This window comes from Pauljensenia sp. UMB3104 (assembly GCF_030217285.1).
Taxonomy (GTDB): domain Bacteria; phylum Actinomycetota; class Actinomycetes; order Actinomycetales; family Actinomycetaceae; genus Pauljensenia.
The window spans coordinates 34,435-58,490 of record NZ_JASONN010000013.1 but is presented as its reverse complement, the minus strand read 5'-3'; the positions used below and the strand labels follow the sequence as shown (position 1 = coordinate 58,490).

Here is a 24,056-nt window from a genome sequence, read left to right as displayed (position 1 = left end):
CAGGGTCCCACAGCGGCATGAAAGTTCTGACGATCATCGGCGCCTGCCTCGCCATCCTCTTTCTGATCCTGTCGGTTGGCCTGGGACTCGGTGCGCGTTCCACCCATCAGGCCGCCCGACAGGCGCAGAGCGACGCCCAGTCCATGCGTGATCAGGCCAAGGAAACGGAGACCGAGACGGCGACGACTCGCACCAAGATCGCAGAGGAGACCAACAAGAAGGAAGCTCAGGCGTGGTGTGACGGGCTGACGAGCGCGAATGCAGATTTCACCTCGCTTGACCTGAAGGCGCGAGAATACACGAACCTGACGGCGACGCGCCGCGAGGCCATCGGCCACATTTGCCCGCAGAAGAAGAACTTTATCGAGGCGTATGCGAAAGACGCATCGCAGGATATGATCAAGCAAGACACCCCCTCCTGCTCTGCGGGGGCATCCTCGGTAACAATCACCGGATCCGTATCCATTACCGGAGCGAACTTGGCTGGCCTCTCAGCGTACGATGTCGGCGTCGAGTTCTACCTCGTCCCCAGCTCTACCATCAAGGGTTATCAGCCCTCGGACAAGCAGACGGTCACCGTCCCCGCGGGCGGATCAGCCTCGCTGACATCGACTGTACCGTTGCCTTCCTTCGACTCGGGATCCTGCATCGTCCGCGCTGTGAGCATCTGGCCCAGCGGGGTCTGAGCATATAGTTGCCCGCCATCCCTGCGGCGACTAGACTCCCTGACCATACCCTCGGTTTTGACACGACACGGGAGAGAGAATCACGATGAGCGAACCCGCGGAAGGCTGGTACGCCGACCCGACCGGTGCCGCGCAGCTGCGCTGGTGGGACGGTCATGCCTGGACGGAATACGTCGAACCCTACGAGGCGACCCCCGCGCAGTCTGAGACCGCCGAGGCAATCCCCGCCTACGACGAGGCCCAGCACTACGCTCAGCAGGAGCAGGTAGCGGCGAACGCGCCGGTTCAGGACGCTGCCGAGGTCCCGCCGATCCCCTCCCCCGAGGAACCCTCGTACTGGGAGGACACCGTACCCGCCCCCTCCCCCGAGGAGACGGCGGCGTGGGAGCCCACCCCCGCCTCGTCGATGGACGAGGCAGGCGCTGCCCCGATCCCGATGCCCGACGAATCCGAGCCCTCCCAGGAGACCCCGAAGCGTTCGGGCACCCTCAAGTGGACACTCGGCTGCGTCGCCTCCTGGATGCTTGTCGCCGTCTTCATCGCGGTCCTCGTTCTCGCATGGTCCCACCTGGGCGCCAGCGGTCGCATCCACGATGACGCGAAGAGCCGCGCCGAAACCGCGCAGCAGGAGCTCGACACCGCGCAGTCCACGCTCGCGGACATTAACCGCCAGATCGAGGAGGCCAACAAGTGAGCGCACCCGCACCACTGCGCGCAGCGACCGTCGCCGGAGCCGCCCTCGCGGTCATCTTCATCATCCTGTCCGCCGTCGTCGGCGGCATCAACGTCTGGCGTTCGCATTCTGCGTCCAGCTACGAGGCGCAGGCCGAGCAGGCGCAATCCGAGAAGGCCGCGGTCGACCAGCAGATCACCGACGCGAAGACCCGCCTTGACGCCGCCAACGTCCACAAGGACGCTAAGGCATGGTGCGATTCCGTCACCCGCGACACGGCCGCCTCGATCCGCGACGCCATCAAGACCTACGATTCGGCGACGCAGGCCGTCAAGGACGCCATTCACCAGGAATGCGCCCCCAAGGAGACTCTCGCCAACGCGCAGCGCGCCGGCGCCGGCGCCGACGCCGCCTTCAGCCCCGGCGTCCCCGAGTGCACGACCGACCAGGTGACCACGACGATCAACGGCACCATCACCTTGAACTCCGCGAGCCCCATCTCCTCGCTCGGGCCGCTCGAACTGACGATTTCCGGCTACACCCTCGACAAGGGCACGACCCTGAACCCCTCCTCCCCCTACCAGGGGACCACAACTGTCACGCTCACGCCGGGAACCCCTGCTACGTTCACGATCTCCGTTCCGTACGACCCGGCGATGACCGACAAGACCGAGTGCGGGTTCACCATGACCTCCTGGTGGCCGACCAGCCTCTGACAAACACGTGAGGCCCATCACTGAACAGATTCCACCAATTGGCGCTGACCTAAAATTGGCGGGACACAGTGAAAGGAGCCTCCCCGTGAGCAACCCCGGTCAGGTGCCTGCTGCGGCCACACCCGCGGCGGCCAAGCCCACCGCGCAGCCGCCCGCCTCGCAGATCGTCACTGCCGCGATCCTGGCGCTCCTGGCGTTCTTCTTCGTCGTCGGCGCCGTGCTGGCCGGCAGCGTGTACGTCCGTGACGGGGAGGACCTCCAGCGCGCTCAATCAACCTACAATCAGGCCGAGCGGGACCTCCAGGAAGCGAAGGACGCGGGCAAGTGAGCGAGAATTCTTCCCCGACCTCCCTTCGCCCGGCGACAAAGGTCGCGACGAAGAGCCGAGGCCTGAGCATCGTCAACTGGATCATGGCCATCATCGTCGTCATCAGCGCGGTCGCAACCGTCGCCCTGTTGTCGCTGGCGGCCTCCCGCAGCGCTCAGGTCCGCGAGCTCACAAACGACACGGAGAAGACTAAGAAGCGCACGCTCGAGATCAAGGCCGCCAATTGGTGCGACCAGATCATCCCGGACAACGCCGAGAAGGTGCCCGACCTGTACAAGGACTACGACGCAGCGTCGTATGACCTCAAAGCGGAGATCGAACGACAGTGCAAGGCGCGCGTCTCCATCGCGGAAATTATCCGCCGCGCGGATCCCCTGTACGACTTCACGGTCGATCCCGAGTGCACCCTCAACGAGTCGCAGGGCACCGCCTCCTGCACCGCTACCGTGAACGCCAGTCCAACGACGATGCGGCTCAAACTCGCAAACTATCCGTCAACGACCGCGACCCTGCGCATGCGCGTCGCGGACACCCAGACGAGCTTGGTAACCCAGCCGCACGTCATCGACAACGTCGCGACCGTGACGCTCGATTCGAGCGGCAGCGGGACCGTGACCTTCGATGTTCCCGTCGACCCCAGCTGGGGCAGCGCGTACGACATTCAGGTGAGCTCCTTCTTCCCAAACGAGTAACACCAGAATCGAACGAGGTCCCGCTACCCCCTATTCACGTGAAGCCAATCACTGACCGAATCAATAAAATTGATGCTCCCATAGAATGAGGGGGACACAGTGAAAGGAGCCTCCTCGTGAGTAACCCCGTCCAGGGCTGGTACGCAGACCCTGCAGGAACCGACCAGCTGCGCTGGTGGGACGGTGCGCAGTGGACCGACCGCTACCAGGCCGCGCCCATTTCCAACACCGCCACGAATTCCGAAACCCCGAACGCCGCAGGCGATGCCGCGGCCACCGGCGAGACCGCGGCCACCGCCGCTCAGGCCGTGCCGCAGCCCACCGACACCACGGTGCAGTTCACCCCCGTGGCCCAGACGCCTGCCACCAAGGCCACCGGCGGACAGATCGCCCTCGCCGTCATCGCCTCGCTCCTCGTCGTCCTCTTCCTGGGCACGAGCATCATTGCGACTGGCATGCACGGAAAGGCGCGCGAGGACGTCGCGCATTCTCAGTCCATCCTCGATGACGCAAAGAGTGAGCTCCAGAAGGTGCAGGAGGCAATCCAGTGACTGACCTGAACACCGCAGCGTCCCCCGCGGCCACCGCAGCCACCGAGGCTCCCACCGCGACCGCGGCCACCACGAAGCCCGCTAAGAGCAAGGGCCTGTCCATCTTCAACCGCGTCACCTTCATCGTCGCAGCGCTCCTCGCAGTCTTGACGATCGCCATGCTTGTTGCGACTGCGATGACCGCCAAGTCCGCTACCAACATGCGCGACGAGGCCCAGGCGACTCGCGAGCAGGCCGGTCAGGAGCTCGCCTCCTACTGGTGCTCGCAGATCACACCCGAGAATGTCGCGAAGTTCGACGAGCTACGTCAGCTCTACCTCGACGTGAGCGAGACGGCTCAGCACGCTGTCGATCAGCAGTGCCAGAAGAAGGTCACCATTAGTGACCTCGTTGCTAACAACGATCCCAACTCGGCTTTCGACACCACCAGCGAGTGCACTATTAATGCATCACGCACGAAGATCACGTGCACCGCGACCGTTAAGGCAAACGACACGATCAAGAAGGATCTCGCGTCCTTCTCCTCCACGACAGTCACGCTCGACATGACCGTGCGCGCGACGAACAACGCGCTGACGTCGAAGGGCCACGACATCAACAACGTCGCAATCGTCACCCTGGACAGCAGCGGTAACGGCAGCACGCTGATCGAGGCTCCCTACGACCCCACCTGGGGCGAGTACTACAAGATCACCGTGTCATCGTTCTACCCGAACGAGTAACGCGGCGCTCCGACACGCGAAACCCCGTCGCCCCGTGGGCGGCGGGGTTCGTGCATCCGCAGCCGACGCTTGTCGGTCGAGCCCCGGAAGCAACTCAGCCGCGATGACACCCCCGCACGCACCCCACCGGGCCGGCCCCGGCCTCGTCGATGAGCTTAGTAGTGCTCGTGGGAATCGTAGCCGCGCAGCCTATCGAGCTCGCGACGCTCCTTCTTGGTTGGGCGCCCACTGCCCCTCTCCCGCATGGCGACGGGAATATGCACGCGCGGGCGCTCCGGCGTGCGGTCATCGTAGGCGGTACGCGCCTGCGGGTAGGAGACGCGCTTAGCCAGGAGCAGGACGACCCCAAGGATGCGGTCAAATCCCTCAATGCGCAGGCGCACCTCGTCACCCACGCGCACCTTGTAGGCCGCCTTGACGGGCTCCCCGTTCACGCGCACGTGCCCAGCGCGCACGGCGGCCGTCGCCTGGGAACGTGATTTCAGCTGACGGGTCGCCCACAGCCAGGTATCGACGCGCACGGACGACGATGCGAGCGCGCCGGCGGGGATTACGACGTCGTCGGGGGTCTGACTCATCGGCGTCCCCTAGTTGATGCGACGCAGACGCTTCTGGTGGCGGGGCGTCAGGACGATCGCGACGAGCGCGCACAGGATCGGTATGCCGATGAGCATGCCCAGGAGCGCACCCCACGGCACGACCGGCCACAGCGTGGTCAGGGTCGGGAAGATGCGGGAGCGAGCGAACGTGATGACGGCAAGAACGCCGACAACGAGGCCGGCGAGGACCGCCGTCGGGATCGCATTCAGGGCGAGGACAACGCCCTGCCAGGTCGTCACATGGCGACGCATCGCGGGGGCAGCACCGATCGCATCGAGCGTATCGAGGTCGGGGCGCATATCCGAGGCCGACAGCGCCACAACGAGAGCGACCGTGGCGGCCGCGGCAACAACCGCGATAAGCGCCGCGACGTAGGGCAGGACAAGGGAGCGCATCGTCGGCACGATCACCTGGGCCGAGGCGCCGGGCACCTGGCGCGCAATCGTCGCCTGGAACGACGGAGCATCGACGGGGCTCACCGGATGATCGACGGTGAGGAGCTCACCCAGAGGCCGCACCTGGAGTCCGAGGTAGGACGCCGCAGTCGGCGACAGCACGATGACGTTGACGCGAGTCAGGGGCGAGGCAACGAAGGTCTGGACGGTCGTCACCTTGGCGTCCGGCAGGTTATCGTCCGACGCTCCCGCCGCCTTCGCCTCCGCGATGGCACTCATGTCGAGGCTCCGCAGCGTCACCTGGCCCGCACCATCGATGTAGTCCGGGTCGGGAATGAGGACGCCGCCGGCGTTCAAGGTAGCGATCGCACGCACCATGTCGTCCTCGTTGCTGAAGTACCCAGCCTGACGCAGATACGTGCCGTCATCAACCATGTACGCCACGTCCAGTTCCGTCATGGTGCCCATGTTCGTCGACATCGTGAACGTCGAATTGTTGTACGGGTGCACCGCCTCGACCATCGTGGTCGGGCCACCCGGGCCGCTATTCCACGCCAAGCCGTTCAGCGTCGCCTGCGAGGTGACACCGCGCTGGCCGTCGACCGCATCAACAGCCGACTTCATGAGGTCGCGCGAGCGCTTGACCGAATCCGTGCGGTCAACCGTCGACACGAAGACCTGGCCCCGCTGCCCCACGTGCGGGCGCGAGTTCCAGCCGGCCTCGTTCGAGGAAGACAGGGTGATGAGCAGACCGCACGCCACGAACACCGTCGTCAGGATCGAGGCCATGGCCGGGAAGGTGCGGTGGCCATTGCGAACGGCGTCGCGCAGCGCCAGGCGCATGCTCATCGACGCGCGGCGGTTGGGAACGCGCCACCGGGTAAAGATGTAGGGGATCGAGCCGATCAGACCCGCCTCCAGCAGGCCGATACCGACGACGAGAGCGAGCACCGAACCGAACCAGGCGGCCACACCGAGGAGTGGCAGACCCGCCAGAAGCGCCAACGGGTAGATCATGCGGCGACGCACGAGGCGCGACGGCTCCCACACGCGACCGCCGATAACGGCGGAGGTGTCAATATGGGACGTCGTGTGGGCCGGTGACACCGACGCCATGAGCGATAGGAGTACCGGCAGAAGCACGGACAGCGCGAGGGGCCACCACGGGACGATGCCAATACCCAGGCCCGACCACATGCCGATTCCCACCATCGCGGCCGCTGAGAAGACCGCGGAAAACACAGCCGAGTAGAGGCCGATGATCACGCCGTGGGCGATCGTGAGGCGACGGCCGTCGGTGCGGTCACCGCCATTAGCGACAATCATGGCAGCCGTGCGCATGACCGAGCGCTGAGCAACGGTGTACAGCGGCGAGATGAGCAGAATCATCTCCGTGAGGATCAGGAGAATACCGGCAACGAGCAGCAGGTACTGCCACGGGTTGGCGCTCCGAGTACTTTGGGGGACCTCGTACTGGGCGATCTGCGAGGGCAGGGCCGAGGCGTCGGGCGGGTTTGCCAGGACCTGGCGGGACAGGACCGAGAAACCGGACGCGTTCAGCTCGCGGATCTTTTCCCACGACACCGGCGTCGGTCCCGTCACGAACCAGGCAGTCTGCGTGCGCCCCGCGACCGCGAGGCGGTCAATCGGAAGCGTCCCGTCGCCGATAATCGCGCGTTCGGAACCCCCAATGATGGAGTCGATCACGACGTTGCCCTTCAGGGACTGAGTCGCTCGTTCCTTCGCGATTGTCAGGGACAGGTTCACCGAGTCACCGACGCTCACCGACAGGGCCCGGGCCACGTCCTCGGAAATGACGGCATGGCCTGCGGCCAAAGGCCCGCTCTTACCACCCGCGTTCACGCGCGGCGCCTCCAGCGAAGCCGTTTGCGTGCCGTTATCGACCGTGAAGCCCGTGCCGTCGGCCTTTTCCAGGCGCAGCTGGTAGAGCGTATCGACGGCGATCAGCTGATCGCCCTCGGGCAGCCAGTTCTGGAGGGTGTCCATCGACACCGAGACCTCGTCGCTCGAGGCCGTCTTCGACAGGCGGTCCGCGGTGAAGTCCTGCTCGATGGCCGTCGACGACCGGTGCAGCGTCACCGCCTGGACGTCGCTGCGGTGGCCGAGCCACGACGAGGCCTGGTAACGCTGCGAGGTCGTGACGTCCCAGAAGGTGATCGCCGCGATCGCAATGATGATCGGCAGGGAGATCAAGAAGACCGCCGTGGCCGTACGGCCCAGGCTTTGGCGCGCATCACGAGAGGCGATGCGGAGTACTACTCCCCATCGCCTCATCCGTGTGCTGAGTCGGTTCATCAGATCCTTGGTGCAGTGTCTGCCAGCAGATCCTTCAGCGAATCCCCCCTCGATCGGTCGACAATGCGACCGTCGCGCAGGAAGACAGTCCGATCTGCCCATGCGGCCATTCTGGCCTCATGAGTCACGAGGATACCGGCTGCACCGGCATCAATGTGATCACGCAACACCAACATGATCTGTTCACCAGTGTGAGAATCGAGCGCACCCGTCGGTTCATCAGCAAGAATGACCGAGCGGTTACCCACGAGTCCGCGGGCGATTGCGACGCGCTGGCGCTGGCCACCGGACAGGAGCTCCGGGAAACGATCCGCCAGGTCCGCAACGCCCACCTCCTCCAGCGCGGCCATCGCGGCCTCGCGCACCTTGGAGGGACTCACACCATCGAGCTGCAGCGGCATCTCAACGTTCTCGAGGGCCGACAGCGAGGGGATCAGGTTGTAATCCTGGAAGACGTATCCAATCGACCGACGACGAACCTCGGCACGATGAACGCTATCCAGGGCCGCCAGGTCAACCCCGTTGATATAGACATGCCCTCGGGTCGGACGCTCCAGGCCACCGGCAATCGACAGCAGCGTCGACTTACCGGAGCCGGAGGGACCCATAACAGCGAGAAGCTCGCCGGGTGCGACCTCAAGGTCGATCCCGTCGAGCGCTCTCACTCGGACGCCGTCAGCGCCGAACTCATGTCCGACACCCGCCATCCTGATCGGTAGCGGCACAGGCTGGCTCATCGCACCCCGGCACGCTCCGAAATGCCGGCCTCAGCCTGAGCCCAGTTCATCGAGCGACCCTTCGCAGCGGCGAAGGCGGCGCGACGCGCGGCCTCGGAGACCGCACCGGACTCAATGTGGTCGAGCCAGTTGAGCTCGGCCTCGAGGTCGAAGATGTGACGCTCAAGAATGAGCTTCCACGCGAGCTCACCCTCATCAGCCGAAGCCTTCAGGCGGGTCACATCGCGCAGGGAGCCCAGGGTCGAGCGACGCTGGGTCTGGATCATGGCCTCGACGTCGACCGTGGGATCGGCGGCAGCCACAGCGAGCTTCATAACGAGCTCATCACGTTCGGGATGTTCGCGGGGAACGGGGGTGGACCACCAGGCGTTGAGGACATCGCGGCCAGCATCAGTCAGCTCGAAGACCTCGGAATCACGGCCCGCGTTGGTCTCAGCGTGAGACACAACCTGGCCGTCGCGCTCGAGGCGCTGCATCGTCTGGTAGACCTGGCCAATATTCAGCGGCCATGCTCCGCACGTCTGCTCCTCGAACATCTGCTTCAGGCGGTAGACACCGGCGGGCTGCTGCGCAACAAGCGCCAGCAGGGCATTGCGAACCGACATAACTCTCCGTTCGTTGTCTGGACGTGTAGACGATCGTGGTTGAACAGTATCTATCGTACGCCAAAATCGTTGTTAGAGCGGGGAATCGGCGGTGGGTTACCTAACAAAAACCCTACCAGCTAGTTAGACAGGGGTTCCCGAAATGACGGGGAATATCAGGGAAATCGACCGTGACACCAATAAAAGTGCCAACCACGTTGCAGATGCCTTTTTCAAGTTTTTCAGTGATATTCCAACAAAGCACCCGTCAAACAGCCAGAGCCCTCCAAAGTCGAGGCGAACGTCTTCCAAAACCAGGAAAAACCGCCCCCGAGGGCGCTCTGACCATTGGGACAGAAATTATTTGTCAGCCGACAGTCTCAAATTTTGAGATCTATCGCTCACGCGGGGACCTACTCGGCGAGAACGTCCTCAATATCTTCCCAGAGCACCTCCGGCGACGACGGCGCAACAGCCGCCCTGAATTCGCCATCCTTATCCGCCAGCAAGGGCACCTCGTCGGGGTACAGCTCGGCGAACTCCACGCCCGCCAGCACCTCGCAGACCTCCTCGCTGGTGGCGAGCAATCGCCAGCTCTCGCCCGACAGATCCGGGTACGACACCGCATCAACGACCCGCACGCCAAGCACCACCCACGCCTCGTCCGCGACGTCCGCCCAGAAGGCTCCCGTCGCCTCGTCGACCTCGGCATCGATCACCTCGGCGATCTCGCGAGCAACCCTCGGCACCTGCAGGAGGATCTGTGGGACGTCGCCCTGTTCCAGGGCCGTGAAGAACACCTCCGGCACCGCCGTCGGCACAATCCCCTCGCCCGACGGCTCTCCCAAGGCGCTGAGCTCGAGGAACGTCTCCCTCAGCTGCGCAACATCGATCGCCCACACCGACAGCATGTCTTCCTCGCCGCCGTACATACCTTCATCGTCACACCGCGACACGACGACGGAGCGCGGGCCGACGAAGAAGGTGACGAGGCGACATCCGGCCGGAGCGACGACCCAGGCGGTGAGCACTTTCGTCGCCTGCGCGAACCCATCGAGGACCGCGGCGAGGTGCGGGACAGGAGTATCGCCGACGACGAGGCCCTGGCTGCGCAGCACCTCAACAAAAGGATGCGCGGGGTCGGCGAGGAACCCATCGGCGTATGAGCGCAGCGCGTCGCACTCCAGCTCGCTCATATCGAAGACGACGCCGTCCTCCGTCTCGCATGCATTGATCATGATTTCTCCTGTGTACTCGAACGGGCACCGACGCGGCGCCGAAACCAGGACAACGGTACGGCACACCGACCGCCAGCGCGAGCGCCGACCGCGACCGCCCCCGACGCGGGAGGCTACACTGGTGGCGACTAGGAGGATTCATCGATGAACACCCCGCATCCCGCAGGCCCCGCCCCGGCCTCGTCCCCGATTCCGACCCTCACCCTCCCGACGGGCACGCCCATCCCCGTGCTCGGTTTCGGCACCTACAAGGTCGCACCCGAGGACGCGTACGACGCGGTAAGCCGCGCCCTCGAGGTCGGGTACCGCCACATCGACACCGCCCAGATGTACGGCAACGAGGCCGAGGTCGGGGCAGCGCTCGAGGCCTCGGGCATCGCCCGCGAGGACCTGTTCGTCACCACGAAGGTCGACAATTCCAACCACGAACCCGAGCGGGCTGCCGCCTCGATCGAGCGTTCCCTCGTGGACCTGCGTACCGACTACGTCGACCTCCTCCTCGTGCACTGGCCGCTGCCCACGCTCTACGGGGGCGACGTCGCCCTGCCCTGGCCCGCCCTCGAAGACGCTTTTACTGCTGGCCGCGCGCGAGCGATCGGCCTGTCGAACTACGAGCGCGAGCACATCGAGGCCGTCCGAGACGTCGCCACGGTCGCCCCGCACGTCCTCCAGGTCGAGGCCCACCCCTTCCTGCCCAACGCCGCGCTGCGCGATTACGCGCAGGGACTCGGCATAGTGTTCGAGGCCTGGTCCCCCCTCGCGCGCGGACGCGCCGTCACCGAGGCGACGCTCATCGAGATCGGGACCCAGCTCGGCGTGAGCCCCGCCCAGGTCGCCCTGCGCTGGGCCCTCGACCGCGGCCACGTCGTCTTCCCCAAGACACTGAGCCCAGCGCGCATGGCCACCAACTTCGATCTCTTCTCTTTCTCGCTGTCCCCCGAACAGAGCGCGCGCATCGACGCGCTGGACGAGGGCGAAGCCGGGCGCACGGGATCGCATCCGGCCACGATGGACCGACTCTGAGGGCGGGTACGATACAGGTATGGCTTCCAAGCTCACGCGCGCCGACCGCGCCATCGTCCGACTGGCCGACGGCACCGTCAAACAGCAAAACCTGCTCACGGGCACCGAGGTGTGGACCGTTCCGGGCCGCGGCAACCGGCCCCTGACCGCCCCGCACGCGGATCACAACCCCATCGACCACGAGGCCGACGGGCACCACTGCGCGTTCTGCTCGGGACGCTACCTCGAAACCCCTCCCGAAAAGTCGCGCCTCGTGCGCCACGAGGACGGGTCCTGGGAACAGCTGGACGCCCTGGGTGCCGACCAGCTGACCGACACGGTTGCGCAGTTCCGACGCATCCCGAACCTGTTCGAGATCGTCTCCTACAACTACTGGCACCTCAACCACGGCCACGTCCCCTCCGAGGCGGACCGACGCCGCATGGCCCACTACCTGGCCTCGGACGCAGGATACGAGCACGTCATGAACGTCGTGCGCGCCCGCATGCTGGCCTCGGGCATGAGCGAGGGCGAGTTCACCGCCACCAGCGAAACCGCGCGCCTGCAGGCCGCCAACGGCTTCTTCTCCGGCGGCCACGACCTCATCATCGGCAGGCGCCACTACGTCGACGGGGCCACCGAGGCCCACCAGCTGGCCGGGTCGGGCACCCTCACCCCCGAGGAGCATGCGCAGTACACGGCCTACACGGCCCGCTCGATGCGCGACCTCTACGACCTCGACCCCGCCGTGCGCTACGTCGCCACCTTCCAGAACTGGCTGCGCCCCGCCGGCGCGTCCTTCGACCACCTCCACAAGCAGCTTGTCGCCATCGACGACCTGTCCGTGCAAACCGAGGCCGAGTTGGAACGCCTGCGCGCCCAGCCCGACATCTACGACCAGATCTTCACGGTCGCGGCCACGCGCAAGCTCCTCATCGCGCAGAACCAGCACGCCGTCGCCCTCGCCGGCTTCGGGCACCGCTTCCCCGGCATCGCGATCTGGCCCCTCGGCAAGGCCGCCAACCCCTGGGAGGTCAGCCCCGAGGCCATGCGAGGCATCTCGGACATCCTCCACGCCGCGCACGCCGCAACCGGCGTCGAGGTGCCCGCGAACGAAGAGTGGTACCACCGCCCGCCCACGGTCTCCACCCCCATGCGCTGGCGCATCCTGCTCAAGTGGCGCATCTCGACCCTCGCTGGCTTCGAGGGCGGCACGCGTATCTACCTCAACACGATCGACCCGTGGAAGGTCGTCGAACGCACCGTGCCGCGCCTCCTCGAACTACGCGAAGCGGGCCTCATCGCCCCCATGCGCATCGGGGAGGAATGCAAAGTCAGCCCCGCAATGCTGCGAGGCTGACTCGACTCGTGGGGGCGCGGCGGGGCTACTCCTCGTCGCCCGGATCGCCGTCGCCCGTCTCATCCGAGGGCGCCTGATCCTGCCCTGCGTTGGACGCGCCGGGATCGGATCCCGCGTCGGCGGCAGGAGTCTGCGAGGGGGTGGGTGCAGGCGCGGCCAGCGCCGAGGACCACGTGGCCAGCCAAGCATCAAGCGCATCCAGTGAACCCACCGTCTCGTCAGCGACGACCGCTTCGCCCGTGATACCCATGAGCCAACTGGCCTTCGTGTCGGCCGCGAGCGCACCATCAATCGGATACGCGGCACCCGTCGTCGCCAACGAACGCTGAGCGCTTTCCCCCTGCAGCCAAGCAATCAGCGACTCCGCGCCATCAGAAGCCGACGACCCCGTCGCCGCCGCGTACATGATGCGGGCAATGCACGTCGACGAAATCGGCGTGCCGTAAGAGTCCGCACCCGTGTTCGTCGCGGCCGCGGCAGCCAGCGAGCGCGGCGCCACAACCAGCGGATACGCGCCCGACGTTCCCGCGGAGGCACCCACGACCTCGGACAAGTACCCATCGGACACGTGCGCGCCAGCGGTCCACGCGCCCACCGTCGCTCCCAGCGACGGGTCCACACGCGGGTTCAGAGACTGCGCGAACGACCCCAAGCCCTCGCCCGTCTGCGCGGCCGCCTCCTGCACGAACGCGCGACCCACCGACGACGAGGCCGGGTCCGGGACCGCGAGCAGCGCGCGGATACGCGGCGACGTCAGATCACCAAACGAGGTCGGCAACGGACGCCCATTCGCGCTCATCCACGACTTGTCGGCGATGACGCAGACATCATCGCGGCCGTAGGCGACCGCGCCAGCCGCGCCCTCCACCGCCGTACCCGACAGCGTCACCGTATCTTGCGGCGCGACAGTCGCAATCGCGCCCGACGCGCTCGCCTGCAACGCGTCCGCGCCATCGAGACCCAGAACAACGTCCGCGTTCGTCTTCGCGAGCTCATCCACACTGTCCACCGGCACAGCCGCCACCGTAAAACCGGTCGCCTTCGTAAACTCCTGAGCCGTCTCCATCGGCAGCTGCGCGCCACCAACCAGGGCGACCGTCACCGTGCCCGAACCGCTACGCGGGGTCGGCGCATCAATCGTGCCATGCCCGGCCGCGCTCGACGACGCGCGCGCACTCTGGCCAGGCACAATCGGCGACGCAAACGGATCCCGAGGCGCACTCGAGGACACGGACGGCGAACAAGCCGCCACCGTCGTCGCCGCAACAGCGAGGGCCGACAACGCAAAAACAGAGCGGGCGCGAGCCATGAGGAATCCTTCTGACGGGGACACTACCGTTCAAGCATAGGGCAGCACGCCCGTGGCCCTCGCGCAAGAGCCCCGCGTGGGGCATCATGGAAGCACGCGCACGCGCGAAGGGACAACCACCCCCCCACGCCAGGAGGCAACCATGGACTCAGCCACCATCGAAAAGGTCGCCACGACCGTCGTCATCGCCGGAGCGGCCTTCGCCGCCTCCAAGCTCTTCGAAGCCGGCTGGAAGATCGCAACCGGCCGACCGATCCCCGCCGAGGACGCCGACGACGTCACCATGGCCTCGCTGGTCCTCTTCGCAGCCTCCTCCGCCGCCATCGCGGCCGTCGCCCAGCGCTACGCCTACAAGGGCTCCCAGAAGTGGCTCGCCCCCAAGCTCGAAGCGCGCTTCGGCATCCCCCAGCTCGAGGCCTGAGCCCCACACACCGAGGCCCCTGCCTCGTCACCTGCCCTGTTGCTCACACGAGCGGCAGGAAGGGCCCCAGGTCCGTGCGCTCACCCGAAGCGCTCACCGCAGACCCTGCCACGGCCTCGTCCCACGTGAGGAGCCCGCACGCGAGCGACAGCCACGTGCGCGGATCAGTCTCCACGACGGCGGGCGGAGTGCCACGCCGGTGAGTCGTCCCCGGCAGGATCTGCACCGCGCCCGCGGGAGGCACACGCACCTCGACCGCGCGCCCCGGATGCAAGATGCCAAGCTCCTCGAGAGTGAAGCGGACCGCCGTCAACACGACCGCACGCGACGGCTCCTCGCCGCGCTCCACCGCGTCGCGCCACGAGCGCAGCGCCACCATTCCCTCACCCGGGTCAATCCGTCGTTTCGCCATACCCCGATTCTACGCGGCGCGACCACACCCACTCCGGGCGTGCAATCCGACCACTTTGTCAGGCACAATGGTTGTGTCCAACTTCCAACGAGAGGCCCCACGTGAGTGACACCGCTTCCCTGATCACACTGCGTTCGATCCTCGACCTCGAGATCGCGCGCAGCTACCAGTGGGACGCTGCCACCATCATCGCCATCTCCGGCGTCGACCGCGCCGGAGACCTCACCACCCGCATCGTCGAAGTTCCCGGCTCACTCTCAGACATCGCCGCCGAAGGCTTCTCGCCCCACTCCGCCGCCGGGCACGCCCTCTCCCACGAACTCCACGACGCCATCCAACGCCGCGTACGCCTGTGGATCGCCGACATCCCCACACGCGACCTCCCCCGGCTGCGCGACGCCCTCGGCGCCGACATCATCCACGAGGCCGGAGTGGCGCACGACGGCTACACGCCCGTCGCCATGTCCCCCCTCGAGCTCCTCGAACACTGGGCATCCGGCAGCGACGAACAGCGTGAGTTCATGCGCGTCGCCATGGCCGGACTCGACACGCTGACGACCTCCTCGCACGCGACGCACGCCTCGCGAGCCGTCGGCGCCTCCATCATCGAACGCGCCGGCTTCCTCAAGCTGTGCCGCAACCCCAAATTCATCGCCTACGTCGTCGTCCTCGTCTACTCCATGGCCCGCGCCGTCCCCGTCATGTACGTGCCGCACTTCCGGGGCGACTGGCGCATCCTGTGGGCCATCGACATGATCACCGCGATCCCCTACACGTGGGGCCTCATCGAAATGGTCGCCGGCCAAAAACTCTGGCACCGCATCGTCGGCGCGGCCACCGCGGCCGTCACCTTCCTCGCCCCCTACGTGTACTTCCTCATGTACGGGCGCCACGCTCCCCCGGGCGTCTGGACCGCCATCGCCTGCATCTTCTTCGGCGGGATCTTCCTCGAAGTCTTCCGCTACCGGCGCGACCGCGCCGTCAAGAAAGGCCTCGCGGAGCAACTGTAGGCGCGCCAGCGGCTACGTCCCGCTGGTGTTCCGGGCGCCGGAGGCCCCGGTCGCCCGCTACAACCACCCGACCACGGCCTCGCCCCCGGGCATCGCACACCCCGCCCCGGCCTCGTCGCCGTCGCGGCGACAACCCCGCCTGCACGACAGCGGATCCGCCAAGAACAAACGTCCCCCGAGCGCAAGGCCCGGGGGACGTTCGTATTCGTTCGTGACGAGGAGATTACTTGTCCTCGCCGGTCGCCGTGCGAATGAAGCCCGCGATCATGAACCAGCCGCCGCCCACCCAGAACAGAATCAGAGTCCACAGGGGCTGCACCGGGTAGACGACCACCAGGTACGCGCACGCGACAATCCACGCGGCCGCACCGATGATGTTGGGGATCTGGAAGCGCTTCACGCGCGCCGGGTGCGTGTAGTGCAGCGGTACCAGCGTCATAATCGCAAGGAAAATCGTCGCCGCAATATTCACCCACGCGGGAGTCTGAAGCACGTACATGACGATCGCCACGCAGTTCCACGCCGCCGGGAAGCCCACGAAGTAGTTATCGTTCGACTTCTCGCCGTCGTTCGCGTAGCAGAACACGGAGGAAACGATGATGACGACCATCATGATGACCGGGACGGGCTTGGGTCCAAACGGCAGGTACATCGCCATGAACAGGGCAGGCAGGAACGTCCACGTCAGATAGTCGACGAGATTGTCGACGACACCGCCATCGAACCAGGGGATCACCTGACGAACGCCGACCTTGCGGGCCAGCGTGCCGTCGACGCCATCCACGATGAGCGCGATGGCGAACCACAGCCACATCATCGGGATGTTATTGTCGAGCATCGCGAAGAGCGCGAGCGTCGCCCACGCGAGTCCGGAGATAGTGAACGCGTGCACCGCCCACGCGGCGATCACACGGCCCAGGCTGGGTTTGGCGGCAGCCTCCGACGAGGCCGGGGCCTGCTCAGTTGCAGTAGCCTGCTCAGTTGCAGTGGGGACGTTTTGCTCAGGCACGGACAGCTCCTGTCGTGGCGGATAATTTCCGCCCCTCAGTATGCCAAAGATTGACGAGCTTTTAGTAGGACTTCGACCATATGGCATGGCTTCGGAGCGTTGTCACAGGTCTGCCGCGCGTCGTCCCCATGCACCGCGACTGCAAATTGATGACACTTCGAATCGGTCCTGGCCGGTTCCTGGCGAGATTGTGTTTGCGCTTGCACACACCCCGGTCCGATGGGTGGTGGCCCCGGCCCGCCAATGCGCACGCGGGCCCACCAATGCGCACGTTAACCCGATGACCTGCGCGTGGGCCCTCTAACTCGCACGTTAACCCGACAGGTGGCCACGTGGACCCTCTCATGCGCACGTTCACCCGCTAATACGCGCCTGGGCAGCCCCGACCACACTCCACATAGCGGGTTTGCGTGCGCGCAACACGCCACGACAGGCACCGTTGCGCCCAAAACACAGACCACCTCGCCACTAACAGCCCGTTTTCAGTGTTTTTCACCGAGGTGGTCTGCGGTTTGGGCGCCCCAGCACTGCAAACCGCGGCCTCGCCGTCACCAGTCGGGGGGAATTGCACGACACGGGGGTCCGACACGCTGGCGACACGCCGCAAGAAGGCTTCGTGTAGTGCAAAACCCCCACCGCAGCCAGCCCGAAGTGCGCCGCATCGCCTACAAGTACTGGGCACAGCACCGGTCGGCACGAAAAAACTCGCCCAGCACGGCCCCTCCCGCGGCTCTTCCGCGAAAAAGTTCGCCCGGCACGGCCCCTCCGGCGGCTCTTCCGCGAAAAAGTTCGCCCAGCATGCATAAAAACGCCGAATTTGGGCCATTTTGAGCGCGCGGGGCGAACTTTTTCGCGCGCGCAGACGTAGGCCCTCCCGTGCACTACCCATCAGCGACCCAGCCCAACTGGTGTCGAGGGCGCCGTAGGGTCCGGAGGGACCGGAGGGCCAGGCTGCGGTGCAGGCTGCGGCCGGTTGGCAGGGCCAGCATGGGTCGGCGGGGCTAACGCCAGACAAATTTCGCACATAATTTCCCACGGTCACTTTTCGAGACCACCCGAAAACGTTGCAATTCCAACGAACTGATTTCAATGTTTGAACAAGCTGCTGGGGAATTACGTGCGAAATTGCTCAGACGGCGGCAAGACCCCAGCCAAACAAATTTCGCATGCAATTCGATTGGACCAAATTTCAACAAACCCAGAAAACGTTGCAATTCCAACGTGACAAATTCATGGTTTGAAATAGTCGCGGGGGAATTGCATGCGAAATTGATGATTGACAGCCACAACTGGGCAACATGCAGCAACCCAGGCCCCGGCCACACAACAAGCCGACGGACAACAGACAAAGGACAGCACAGGGGGCGCGAGCCCGCAGGCCCGCGCCCCCTGACGCTACAACTCAGACGCGAGTGCTCAGAAATACTTGCGTCCGGTCTCGCTCAGCTCGCGCAGCTCGTCGATCGAGGCGATCCAGCCGCAGCCTTCGCCTTCGGCGGCGAGCAGGTCGACGCCGCTAATCGCGAGCATGTCGCCGCCCGTGGTGCCGATGCGCACGGCATCCACGCCCTCGGCCTCGGCGGCCGCGAACACGGCCTTGACGGCCGCCTCGGGCACCGCGACGAAGGCGCGGGCCTGGGACTCGGACAGGAGCATCTCATGGTCGCCGACGCAGTCGCGGCGAGCAGCCCCGGCCACGTCGAACACGCCGCCGATGCCGAAGCGCAGCGCGGAATCCACGAGCGACTGCACGAGACCGCCGTTGGACAGATCGTGGGCGGCGCGCACGATGGGTCGGCCGTCCGGGCCGTCGGCGGCGCTCAGCGCGCGCACGACGTTACCGAGGGCGACCTCGGCCTTCAGGTCGACCTCGGGCGGCAGGCCGCCGAGGTGCGAGCGGGCGATGCGCGCCCACGCGGACCCGTCGAACTCCTCGCGGGTGGTGCCCAGGAGGATGACGGCGAGGCCCTCTTCGGTGAAGCCGGAGGGGTTGGCGCGCGTGACGTCGGGGAGGATGCCGAGCATACCGATGACGGGCGTCGGGTTGATCGACGAGTTCGGCAGGCCCTTCTCGGTGCCGGACGAGTTGTACAGCGACACGTTGCCACCGGTCACGGGGATCTCGAGCTCGATGCAGCCGTCCGCGAGCGCGGTCATGGCGGTCACCAGCTGCCACATGGCGTCCGTGTCTTCGGGGTTGCCGAAGTTCAGGCAGTCCGTGATGGCGACGGGTTCGGCGCCGACGACGGCGACGTTGCGGTAGGACTCGGCGAGGGCCTGGCGGGCTCCCGCTGCCGGGTCGAGCTTGGTGTACCAGCCGTTCGCGTCGGTCGAGAGGGCGACGCCGAGGCCGCTTTCCTCGTCGATGCGGATGACGCCCGCATCGTCGGGCTGGGCGAGGGCGGTGTTGCCCTGGACGTAGCGGTCGTACTGGTCGGTGACCCACGCCTTGGAGGCCTGGTTGACGTCGGAGAGCACGGCGCGCACGTCGGCGATGAGCTCCTCGCGCGTGGCGGGACGCGCAAGGTCCTCGGAGGTGGCGGCCTGCAGCTCATCCTGCCACGCGGGGCGCGCGTAGGGGCGGTCGTAGACGGGGCCCTCGTGGGCGACGGTCTTCGGGTCGACGTCGACGATGCGGTGGCCGTGGTGGTCGATGGTCAGGCGGCCGTCGCCGGTCAGGTGGCCGATAACCGCGGCCTCGACGTCCCACTTGTCGATGATCTCGAAGAAGCGCTCGCGATCCTGCGGGGTCACGATCGCCATCATGCGTTCCTGGGACTCGCTCATGAGGATCTCGCCCGCGGTGAGCGTGGGGTCGCGCAGGAGCACGTTCTCGAGGTCGACGTGCATGCCGGAGTCGCCGTTGGAGGCCAGCTCGGAGGTCGCGCACGAGATGCCCGCGGCGCCGAGGTCCTGGATGCCCTGGACGACGTCGGCCTCGAACAGGTCGAGGCAGCATTCGATGAGGACCTTCTCCATGAAGGGGTCGCCCACCTGGACGGAGGGACGCTTGGCGGGCATGCCGTCTTCGAAGGTCTCGGAGGCGAGGATGGACGCGCCGCCGATGCCGTCGCCGCCGGTGCGCGCGCCGAAGAGGACGACGAGGTTGCCTTCGCCGGTCGCGTTGGCCAGGTGGATGTCATCGTGGCGCAGCTTGCCGATGCACAGCGCGTTCACGAGGGGGTTGCCCTGGTAGGAGGGGTCAAACTCGGTTTCGCCGCCGATGTTGGGCAGGCCCAGGCAGTTGCCGTAGCCGCCGACGCCGGAGACGACGCCGTGGACGACGCGCGCCGTGTCGGGGTGGTCGACGGCGCCGAAGCGCAGCTGGTCCATGACGGCGATCGGGCGGGCGCCCATGGAGATGATGTCGCGGACGATGCCGCCCACGCCGGTGGCCGCGCCCTGGTAGGGCTCGACGAAGGACGGGTGGTTGTGGGACTCCACCTTGAAGGTGACGGCCCAGCCGCCGCCGATGTCGACGACGCCGGCGTTCTGGCCCATGCCGACGAGGAGGTTCTTCCTCATGGCGTCGGTCGTGCGCGCGCCGAACTGTTCGGCGAGGTGCTTCTTGGAGGACTTGTAGGAGCAGTGCTCGGACCACATGACGGAGTACATGGCGAGCTCGGCGTTGGTGGGTCGGCGCCCGAGGATGTCGCAGATGCGCTGGTATTCGTCCTCTTTGAGGCCGAGTTCCTTCCAGGGCATGTCCTGGTCGGGGGTCGCGGCGGCGTTTTCGACGGTGTCGGGCAGCTCGCGGGTGTTTTCGGAGGTCATTCGTGTTTCCATTCGAAAGGTCTGGGACGAGGCCGGGGCTCCCTCACGGGTGAGGGCGCGGTGGCGTCGTCAGCCGACGAGGGATGCGAGGACGGAACGGAAGATGCCCAGGCCGTCGGTGCCGCCGTGGTGGCTGGCACCGTCGGGTCCGAGGGAGAGCGGGCCGAAACCGGCTTCGGTCGCGTGCTCGGGGTGGGGCATGAGGCCGACGACGTTGCCCTCGGCGTTGGTGACGCCCGCGATGTCGTTGGCGCTTCCATTGGGGTTGAAGTCGACGTAGCGGAACACGACGCGGCCTTCGCCCTCGAGTCGTTCGAGCTCGGCGGGGGAGGCCTGGAAGTTGCCTTCGCCGTTCTTGAGGGGCACGGTGATGGTGTCGCCGGCGCTGTAGGCACGCGTCCACGCGGTGTCCGCGTTTTCGATGCGCAGCACCTGGTCGCGGCACAGGAACTTCTGGTGGTCGTTGCGGATGAGCGCGCCGGGCAGGAGGTGCGACTCGCACAGGACCTGGAAGCCGTTGCAGATGCCCAGGACGGGCAGGCCTCGTCCGGCTTCGCGCACGATTTCGCTCATGACGGGGGCAGTTGCGGCGATCGCACCGCAGCGCAGGTAGTCGCCGTAGGAGAAGCCGCCGGGGATCACGACCGCGTCGACGCCGTGCAGGTCGGCGTCCTTGTGCCACAGGGACACGGCCTCGGCGCCAGCGATCTCCACCGCACGGGCGGCGTCGCGGTCATCGAGGGTGCCCGGGAAGGTGACGACTCCGATGCGGGTCACTGCGCGCCTCCCGCGTAACGGGCGTCGGCCTCGTCGATGGCCTCGACGCGCACGACGTCCTCGATGATCGGGTTGGACAGGACCTCTTCGGCGGCCTTGCGGGCCTGCTCCAGGAGCTCGTCGGTGACGGGACCGTCCACGCTCAGGTGGAAGCACTTACCCTGGCGCACGGCCTCGAAGCTCGTGATTCCGAGCCTGGGCAGCGCCGAACCGACAGCCTTACCCTGGGGATCCAGGATCTCCGGCTTCGGCATCACTTCCACGATGATTCGCCCCACGGCGTTCCTCCTTGTGTTGTTGGTGAGGATCCCGCCGTGCATCTTGCCCGGCGGGCAAGTCAATTTACAGGATGGGGTCCGACCCGGTGAGTCGGCGGTAGGCCTCGACGTAGCGCGCGGCGGTCGCGGCTGCGACGGACTCGGGCAGCGCGGGCGGGTTGGCGCCCGAGGCGCGGTCCCAGCCGGACTGCTCGGAAACCAGCCAGTCGCGCACGTACTGCTTGTCGAAGCTCGGTGTCACCTGGCCCTCCACCCACTGGTCTGCGAGCCAGAAGCGCGAGGAGTCGGGGGTGAGGATCTCGTCGGCGAGCACGAGGGCGCCCGTGGTCACGTCAATACCGAACTCGAACTTGGTGTCCGCGATGATGATGCCGCGCTCGGCGGCGATGTCGCGGGCGGCCTTGTACAGGGCGATGGACAGGTCGCGGATCGCGACCGCGAGCTCCTCGCCGATGCGCTCGGCGGTCTGCTCGAAGGTGATGTTCTCGTCGTGCTCGCCCAGCTCGGCCTTCGCGGCCGGCGTGAAGATCGGCTCCTCGAGGCGCGAGGCCTCGGTCAGGCCCTCGGGCAGAGCGATGCCACACACGGAACCAGACTGGCGGTACTCGGCCAGACCCGAGCCGGTCAGGTAGCCGCGCACGACGCACTCGATGGGGATCATGTGCAGGCTGCGGCACACGACCGCGCGCCCGTCCACCTCGGCAGGAACCGTGAAACGCGTGGGCTGGGCGCCCTCCAGGGCGCGCGAGGCCTCGGCCGGGGCCTTCGTGCCGACGGCCAGCAGGTGGTTTTCCGTGAGGGGACGCAGCTGGCCCATCCACCAGATGGCGAGCTGGTTGAGGACCGCGCCCTTGCCGGGGATCAGCGTCGGCAGGACATAGTCGTAGGCGCTGATGCGATCCGACGTCACCATGAGCAGCGCCTCCGGGCCTGCCTTTGCGTGGCGGGGGCGTCCCGCCGGGGTGGCGGTCTGCGGCGCGGGGCCGACCACGGCCTCGTCGGGAGCGTAGATGTCGCGAACCTTGCCCGCGCTCAGCGGGGTCCAGCCGTGGAGGGTGGCGGTCATAGTGTTCCTCAGTAGGTTGTCAGTCAAGGGTGACGGTGAGGTCTGCGGGCCACGTCGCGATGTCGCTGCGGTGGTGCTCCCCGTCGAAGTGGATGAGTTCGACGCCGCGGTAGGCGAGCGCGCGGGCCTCGTCGAGCGTGGCCGCGCGGGCGACGACGTCGAGGACTCGGCCGCCGGAGTTCACCAGCGCGTAGGTCGGCTCGAAGCCGCAGCATCCGGCCGCGACGTCGGTCGGGTCGTCGGTGATCTCCTCGGAGGTGCCGGCGTGGATGACGTGGACGCCGTCCAGCGCCTCGGCCGCCTCGATGCCGGTGATTTCGTGGCCCGTGTCGGTGGGCCCTGGGTATCCGCCCGAGGCCATGACGACCGTGACGGCGGCGTCGTCGCTCCACACGGGGGCGGGGACCTTCGCCAGGGTGCCGGTCGCGGCCGCGTACAGGATGGGGGCCAGCGGGGAGTCGAGGCGTTCGAGGACCGCCTGGGTCTCCGGGTCGCCGAAACGCACGTTGAATTCGACGACGCGGATGCCCTTCGAGGTCATCGCGAGGCCGCAGTACAGGAGGCCGCGGAAGGGGGTGCCGCGACGCGCCATCTCAGTGATGACGGGCTGGGCGACCTCGTCGACGATGCGCTGCGTGGCCTCTTCGGGGAGCCACGGCAGGGGGCTGTAGGCGCCCATGCCGCCCGTGTTCGGGCCCTCGTTGCCGTCGCCCACGCGCTTGAAGTCCTGCGCGGGCTGCAGGGGCACGACGGTCGCGCCGTCGGCGAAACAGAAGAGGGAGACCTCGGGGCCGTCGAGGTAGTCCTCGATAACGACCGCTCCCCCGTCGCGCGACAGGCAGGCGCGCGCGTGGTTCGAGGCCTGGGCGCGGTCAGTGGTCACGACGACACCCTTGCCGGCGGCGAGCGCGTCATCCTTCACGACGTAGGGGGCACCCAGGTCGTCGAACGCGGCCTCGACCTGGTCCATCGTGGTGCACGTGAAGGCGCGAGCGGTGGCCACGCCAGCATCGGCCATGACCTGCTTCGCGAACGACTTGGAGGCCTCGAGGCACGCGGCGTCCTTCGTGGGGCCAAAGACGGGGATCCCGTAGTCCAGGACCGCATCCGCGACGCCCGCGACGAGCGGGGCCTCGGGGCCGACGACCACGAGGTCGACATTCTCGGACGTGGCACGGCGCACGACGTCCTTCGGGTCCAGCGGATCCATGGTCAAGGAGCGGCCCAGCTGCTCCAGCGCGGGGTTACCCGCCTGGACGACAAGCGACACGGGATGCTCAGGGGTGGACGTTCGTACAAGCGCACGGGCGATCGCGTGTTCGCGACCTCCGTTACCAACGAGAAGAACCTTCACGCTACCAGCCTATCGGTGTTTGACGGCCACCTGGGCCGCCGTTGGG

The 24,056-nt window shown here is 66.7% G+C and carries 24 protein-coding genes; 11 read left to right on the top strand and 13 right to left on the bottom strand.

The genetic code is table 11. The features are described 5' to 3' along the window. The first annotated feature begins 17 nt into the window (after positions 1 to 17). From QP415_RS07510 to QP415_RS07480, 7 genes are all read left to right on the top strand, one after another. The gene (locus tag QP415_RS07510; protein WP_285099589.1) at positions 18 to 686 is read left to right on the top strand and encodes a hypothetical protein; all 669 of its coding nucleotides are present in this window, start codon (positions 18 to 20) and stop codon (positions 684 to 686) included. Between the two features lie 85 nt (positions 687 to 771). After that, a complete protein-coding gene (locus QP415_RS07505; RefSeq protein WP_285099588.1) occupies positions 772 to 1,380 on the top strand; it encodes a DUF2510 domain-containing protein in 609 nt (202 codons plus the stop codon). Then, on the top strand, positions 1,377 to 2,075 hold the full coding sequence (locus QP415_RS07500) for a hypothetical protein (RefSeq protein WP_016460453.1): 699 nt from the start codon (positions 1,377 to 1,379) through the stop codon (positions 2,073 to 2,075). Before QP415_RS07505 ends, QP415_RS07500 begins: the two co-directional genes overlap by 4 nt. 85 nt (positions 2,076 to 2,160) lie before the next feature. After that, complete coding sequence (locus tag QP415_RS07495) at positions 2,161 to 2,403, top strand: hypothetical protein (protein WP_016460454.1); 243 nt, start codon at positions 2,161 to 2,163, stop codon at positions 2,401 to 2,403. Next, a complete protein-coding gene (locus QP415_RS07490) occupies positions 2,400 to 3,095 on the top strand; it encodes a hypothetical protein (protein ID WP_016460455.1) in 696 nt (231 codons plus the stop codon). Before QP415_RS07495 ends, QP415_RS07490 begins: the two co-directional genes overlap by 4 nt. A gap of 116 nt (positions 3,096 to 3,211) precedes the next feature. Continuing rightward, complete coding sequence (locus QP415_RS07485; RefSeq protein WP_016460456.1) at positions 3,212 to 3,646, top strand: DUF2510 domain-containing protein; 435 nt, start codon at positions 3,212 to 3,214, stop codon at positions 3,644 to 3,646. Then, positions 3,643 to 4,368, top strand: coding sequence for a hypothetical protein (locus QP415_RS07480; RefSeq protein ID WP_285099587.1), 726 nt, complete (start codon positions 3,643 to 3,645; stop codon positions 4,366 to 4,368). The genes QP415_RS07485 and QP415_RS07480 overlap by 4 nt, the downstream gene beginning before the upstream one ends. Positions 4,369 to 4,523: 155 nt before the next feature. Here the strand turns inward: QP415_RS07480 and QP415_RS07475 are convergent, their stop codons facing one another. The 5 genes from QP415_RS07475 to QP415_RS07455 all read right to left on the bottom strand — a co-directional run bounded on the left by QP415_RS07475 (position 4,524) and on the right by QP415_RS07455 (position 10,238). Further along, on the bottom strand, positions 4,524 to 4,946 hold the full coding sequence (locus QP415_RS07475) for an RNA-binding S4 domain-containing protein (RefSeq protein WP_285099586.1): 423 nt from the start codon (positions 4,944 to 4,946) through the stop codon (positions 4,524 to 4,526). A gap of 9 nt (positions 4,947 to 4,955) precedes the next feature. Continuing rightward, the gene (locus tag QP415_RS07470) at positions 4,956 to 7,658 is read right to left on the bottom strand and encodes an ABC transporter permease (protein ID WP_285099595.1); all 2,703 of its coding nucleotides are present in this window, start codon (positions 7,656 to 7,658) and stop codon (positions 4,956 to 4,958) included. 20 nt (positions 7,659 to 7,678) lie between these two features. Beyond that, on the bottom strand, positions 7,679 to 8,416 hold the full coding sequence (locus QP415_RS07465) for an ABC transporter ATP-binding protein (protein WP_016460460.1): 738 nt from the start codon (positions 8,414 to 8,416) through the stop codon (positions 7,679 to 7,681). Then, positions 8,413 to 9,021 (bottom strand): PadR family transcriptional regulator, encoded by a 609-nt coding sequence (locus QP415_RS07460; protein WP_016460461.1) that lies wholly within the window; start codon positions 9,019 to 9,021, stop codon positions 8,413 to 8,415. Before QP415_RS07460 ends, QP415_RS07465 begins: the two co-directional genes overlap by 4 nt. A gap of 392 nt (positions 9,022 to 9,413) precedes the next feature. Further along, on the bottom strand, positions 9,414 to 10,238 hold the full coding sequence (locus QP415_RS07455; RefSeq protein WP_048674953.1) for a hypothetical protein: 825 nt from the start codon (positions 10,236 to 10,238) through the stop codon (positions 9,414 to 9,416). 144 nt (positions 10,239 to 10,382) lie between these two features. Here QP415_RS07455 and QP415_RS07450 point away from each other — a divergent pair, with 144 nt between their 5' ends. Both QP415_RS07450 and QP415_RS07445 read left to right on the top strand, forming a co-directional pair. Next, positions 10,383 to 11,261 (top strand): aldo/keto reductase, encoded by an 879-nt coding sequence (locus tag QP415_RS07450; RefSeq protein WP_285099585.1) that lies wholly within the window; start codon positions 10,383 to 10,385, stop codon positions 11,259 to 11,261. Between the two features lie 19 nt (positions 11,262 to 11,280). Further along, on the top strand, positions 11,281 to 12,600 hold the full coding sequence (locus QP415_RS07445) for a DUF4921 family protein (RefSeq protein ID WP_048674947.1): 1,320 nt from the start codon (positions 11,281 to 11,283) through the stop codon (positions 12,598 to 12,600). A 25-nt stretch (positions 12,601 to 12,625) separates the two neighbouring features. Here QP415_RS07445 and QP415_RS07440 read toward each other — a convergent pair whose 3' ends face one another. Continuing rightward, positions 12,626 to 13,909 carry a hypothetical protein gene (locus tag QP415_RS07440; RefSeq protein ID WP_048674944.1) on the bottom strand — a complete coding sequence of 428 codons (1,284 nt, stop codon included), beginning with the start codon at positions 13,907 to 13,909 and terminating at the stop codon, positions 12,626 to 12,628. 142 nt (positions 13,910 to 14,051) lie between these two features. Between QP415_RS07440 and QP415_RS07435 the strand changes: the two genes are divergently transcribed. Continuing rightward, positions 14,052 to 14,330: a DUF4235 domain-containing protein gene (locus tag QP415_RS07435; protein ID WP_016460466.1), complete on the top strand. Its 279-nt coding sequence runs from the start codon at positions 14,052 to 14,054 to the stop codon at positions 14,328 to 14,330. Between the two features lie 43 nt (positions 14,331 to 14,373). Here QP415_RS07435 and QP415_RS07430 read toward each other — a convergent pair whose 3' ends face one another. After that, positions 14,374 to 14,742, bottom strand: coding sequence for a sterol carrier family protein (locus QP415_RS07430; RefSeq protein WP_048674941.1), 369 nt, complete (start codon positions 14,740 to 14,742; stop codon positions 14,374 to 14,376). 101 nt (positions 14,743 to 14,843) lie between these two features. Here QP415_RS07430 and QP415_RS07425 point away from each other — a divergent pair, with 101 nt between their 5' ends. Then, positions 14,844 to 15,752: a cytochrome C oxidase subunit IV gene (locus tag QP415_RS07425; RefSeq protein WP_285099584.1), complete on the top strand. Its 909-nt coding sequence runs from the start codon at positions 14,844 to 14,846 to the stop codon at positions 15,750 to 15,752. Positions 15,753 to 15,975: 223 nt separating this feature from the next. On the opposite strand, the gene QP415_RS07420 is transcribed toward QP415_RS07425, so the two are convergent. The 6 genes from QP415_RS07420 to purD all read right to left on the bottom strand — a co-directional run bounded on the left by QP415_RS07420 (position 15,976) and on the right by purD (position 24,010). Next, the gene (locus tag QP415_RS07420; RefSeq protein WP_285099583.1) at positions 15,976 to 16,761 is read right to left on the bottom strand and encodes a CDP-alcohol phosphatidyltransferase family protein; all 786 of its coding nucleotides are present in this window, start codon (positions 16,759 to 16,761) and stop codon (positions 15,976 to 15,978) included. A gap of 1,416 nt (positions 16,762 to 18,177) precedes the next feature. Beyond that, positions 18,178 to 20,535, bottom strand: coding sequence for a phosphoribosylformylglycinamidine synthase subunit PurL (gene purL / locus QP415_RS07415; protein ID WP_285099582.1), 2,358 nt, complete (start codon positions 20,533 to 20,535; stop codon positions 18,178 to 18,180). Positions 20,536 to 20,604: 69 nt separating this feature from the next. Next, a complete protein-coding gene (gene purQ / locus QP415_RS07410; protein WP_048677320.1) occupies positions 20,605 to 21,312 on the bottom strand; it encodes a phosphoribosylformylglycinamidine synthase subunit PurQ in 708 nt (235 codons plus the stop codon). Further along, positions 21,309 to 21,590, bottom strand: coding sequence for a phosphoribosylformylglycinamidine synthase subunit PurS (gene purS / locus QP415_RS07405; protein ID WP_016460472.1), 282 nt, complete (start codon positions 21,588 to 21,590; stop codon positions 21,309 to 21,311). Before purS ends, purQ begins: the two co-directional genes overlap by 4 nt. 64 nt (positions 21,591 to 21,654) lie before the next feature. Then, positions 21,655 to 22,656 (bottom strand): phosphoribosylaminoimidazolesuccinocarboxamide synthase, encoded by a 1,002-nt coding sequence (locus QP415_RS07400; protein ID WP_285099581.1) that lies wholly within the window; start codon positions 22,654 to 22,656, stop codon positions 21,655 to 21,657. A 19-nt stretch (positions 22,657 to 22,675) separates the two neighbouring features. After that, the gene (purD, locus tag QP415_RS07395; RefSeq protein ID WP_285099580.1) at positions 22,676 to 24,010 is read right to left on the bottom strand and encodes a phosphoribosylamine--glycine ligase; all 1,335 of its coding nucleotides are present in this window, start codon (positions 24,008 to 24,010) and stop codon (positions 22,676 to 22,678) included. Positions 24,011 to 24,056 lie beyond the last annotated feature (46 nt).

What these genes read in the sequence shown, in the direction of transcription:
- QP415_RS07430 (WP_048674941.1), bottom strand. Translation starts at nt 14,742, where the DNA reads ATGGCGAAACGACGGATTGACCCGGGTGAGGGAATGGTGGCGCTGCGC.
- QP415_RS07400 (WP_285099581.1), bottom strand. Translation starts at nt 22,656, where the DNA reads ATGACCGCCACCCTCCACGGCTGGACCCCGCTGAGCGCGGGCAAGGTT.
- QP415_RS07435 (WP_016460466.1), top strand. Translation starts at nt 14,052, where the DNA reads ATGGACTCAGCCACCATCGAAAAGGTCGCCACGACCGTCGTCATCGCC.
- QP415_RS07450 (WP_285099585.1), top strand. Translation starts at nt 10,383, where the DNA reads ATGAACACCCCGCATCCCGCAGGCCCCGCCCCGGCCTCGTCCCCGATT.
- QP415_RS07475 (WP_285099586.1), bottom strand. Translation starts at nt 4,946, where the DNA reads ATGAGTCAGACCCCCGACGACGTCGTAATCCCCGCCGGCGCGCTCGCA.
- QP415_RS07510 (WP_285099589.1), top strand. Translation starts at nt 18, where the DNA reads ATGAAAGTTCTGACGATCATCGGCGCCTGCCTCGCCATCCTCTTTCTG.
- QP415_RS07505 (WP_285099588.1), top strand. Translation starts at nt 772, where the DNA reads ATGAGCGAACCCGCGGAAGGCTGGTACGCCGACCCGACCGGTGCCGCG.
- QP415_RS07445 (WP_048674947.1), top strand. Translation starts at nt 11,281, where the DNA reads ATGGCTTCCAAGCTCACGCGCGCCGACCGCGCCATCGTCCGACTGGCC.
- purL (WP_285099582.1), bottom strand. Translation starts at nt 20,535, where the DNA reads ATGACCTCCGAAAACACCCGCGAGCTGCCCGACACCGTCGAAAACGCC.
- QP415_RS07465 (WP_016460460.1), bottom strand. Translation starts at nt 8,416, where the DNA reads ATGAGCCAGCCTGTGCCGCTACCGATCAGGATGGCGGGTGTCGGACAT.
- QP415_RS07460 (WP_016460461.1), bottom strand. Translation starts at nt 9,021, where the DNA reads ATGTCGGTTCGCAATGCCCTGCTGGCGCTTGTTGCGCAGCAGCCCGCC.
- QP415_RS07455 (WP_048674953.1), bottom strand. Translation starts at nt 10,238, where the DNA reads ATGATCAATGCATGCGAGACGGAGGACGGCGTCGTCTTCGATATGAGC.
- QP415_RS07440 (WP_048674944.1), bottom strand. Translation starts at nt 13,909, where the DNA reads ATGGCTCGCGCCCGCTCTGTTTTTGCGTTGTCGGCCCTCGCTGTTGCG.
- QP415_RS07470 (WP_285099595.1), bottom strand. Translation starts at nt 7,658, where the DNA reads ATGAGGCGATGGGGAGTAGTACTCCGCATCGCCTCTCGTGATGCGCGC.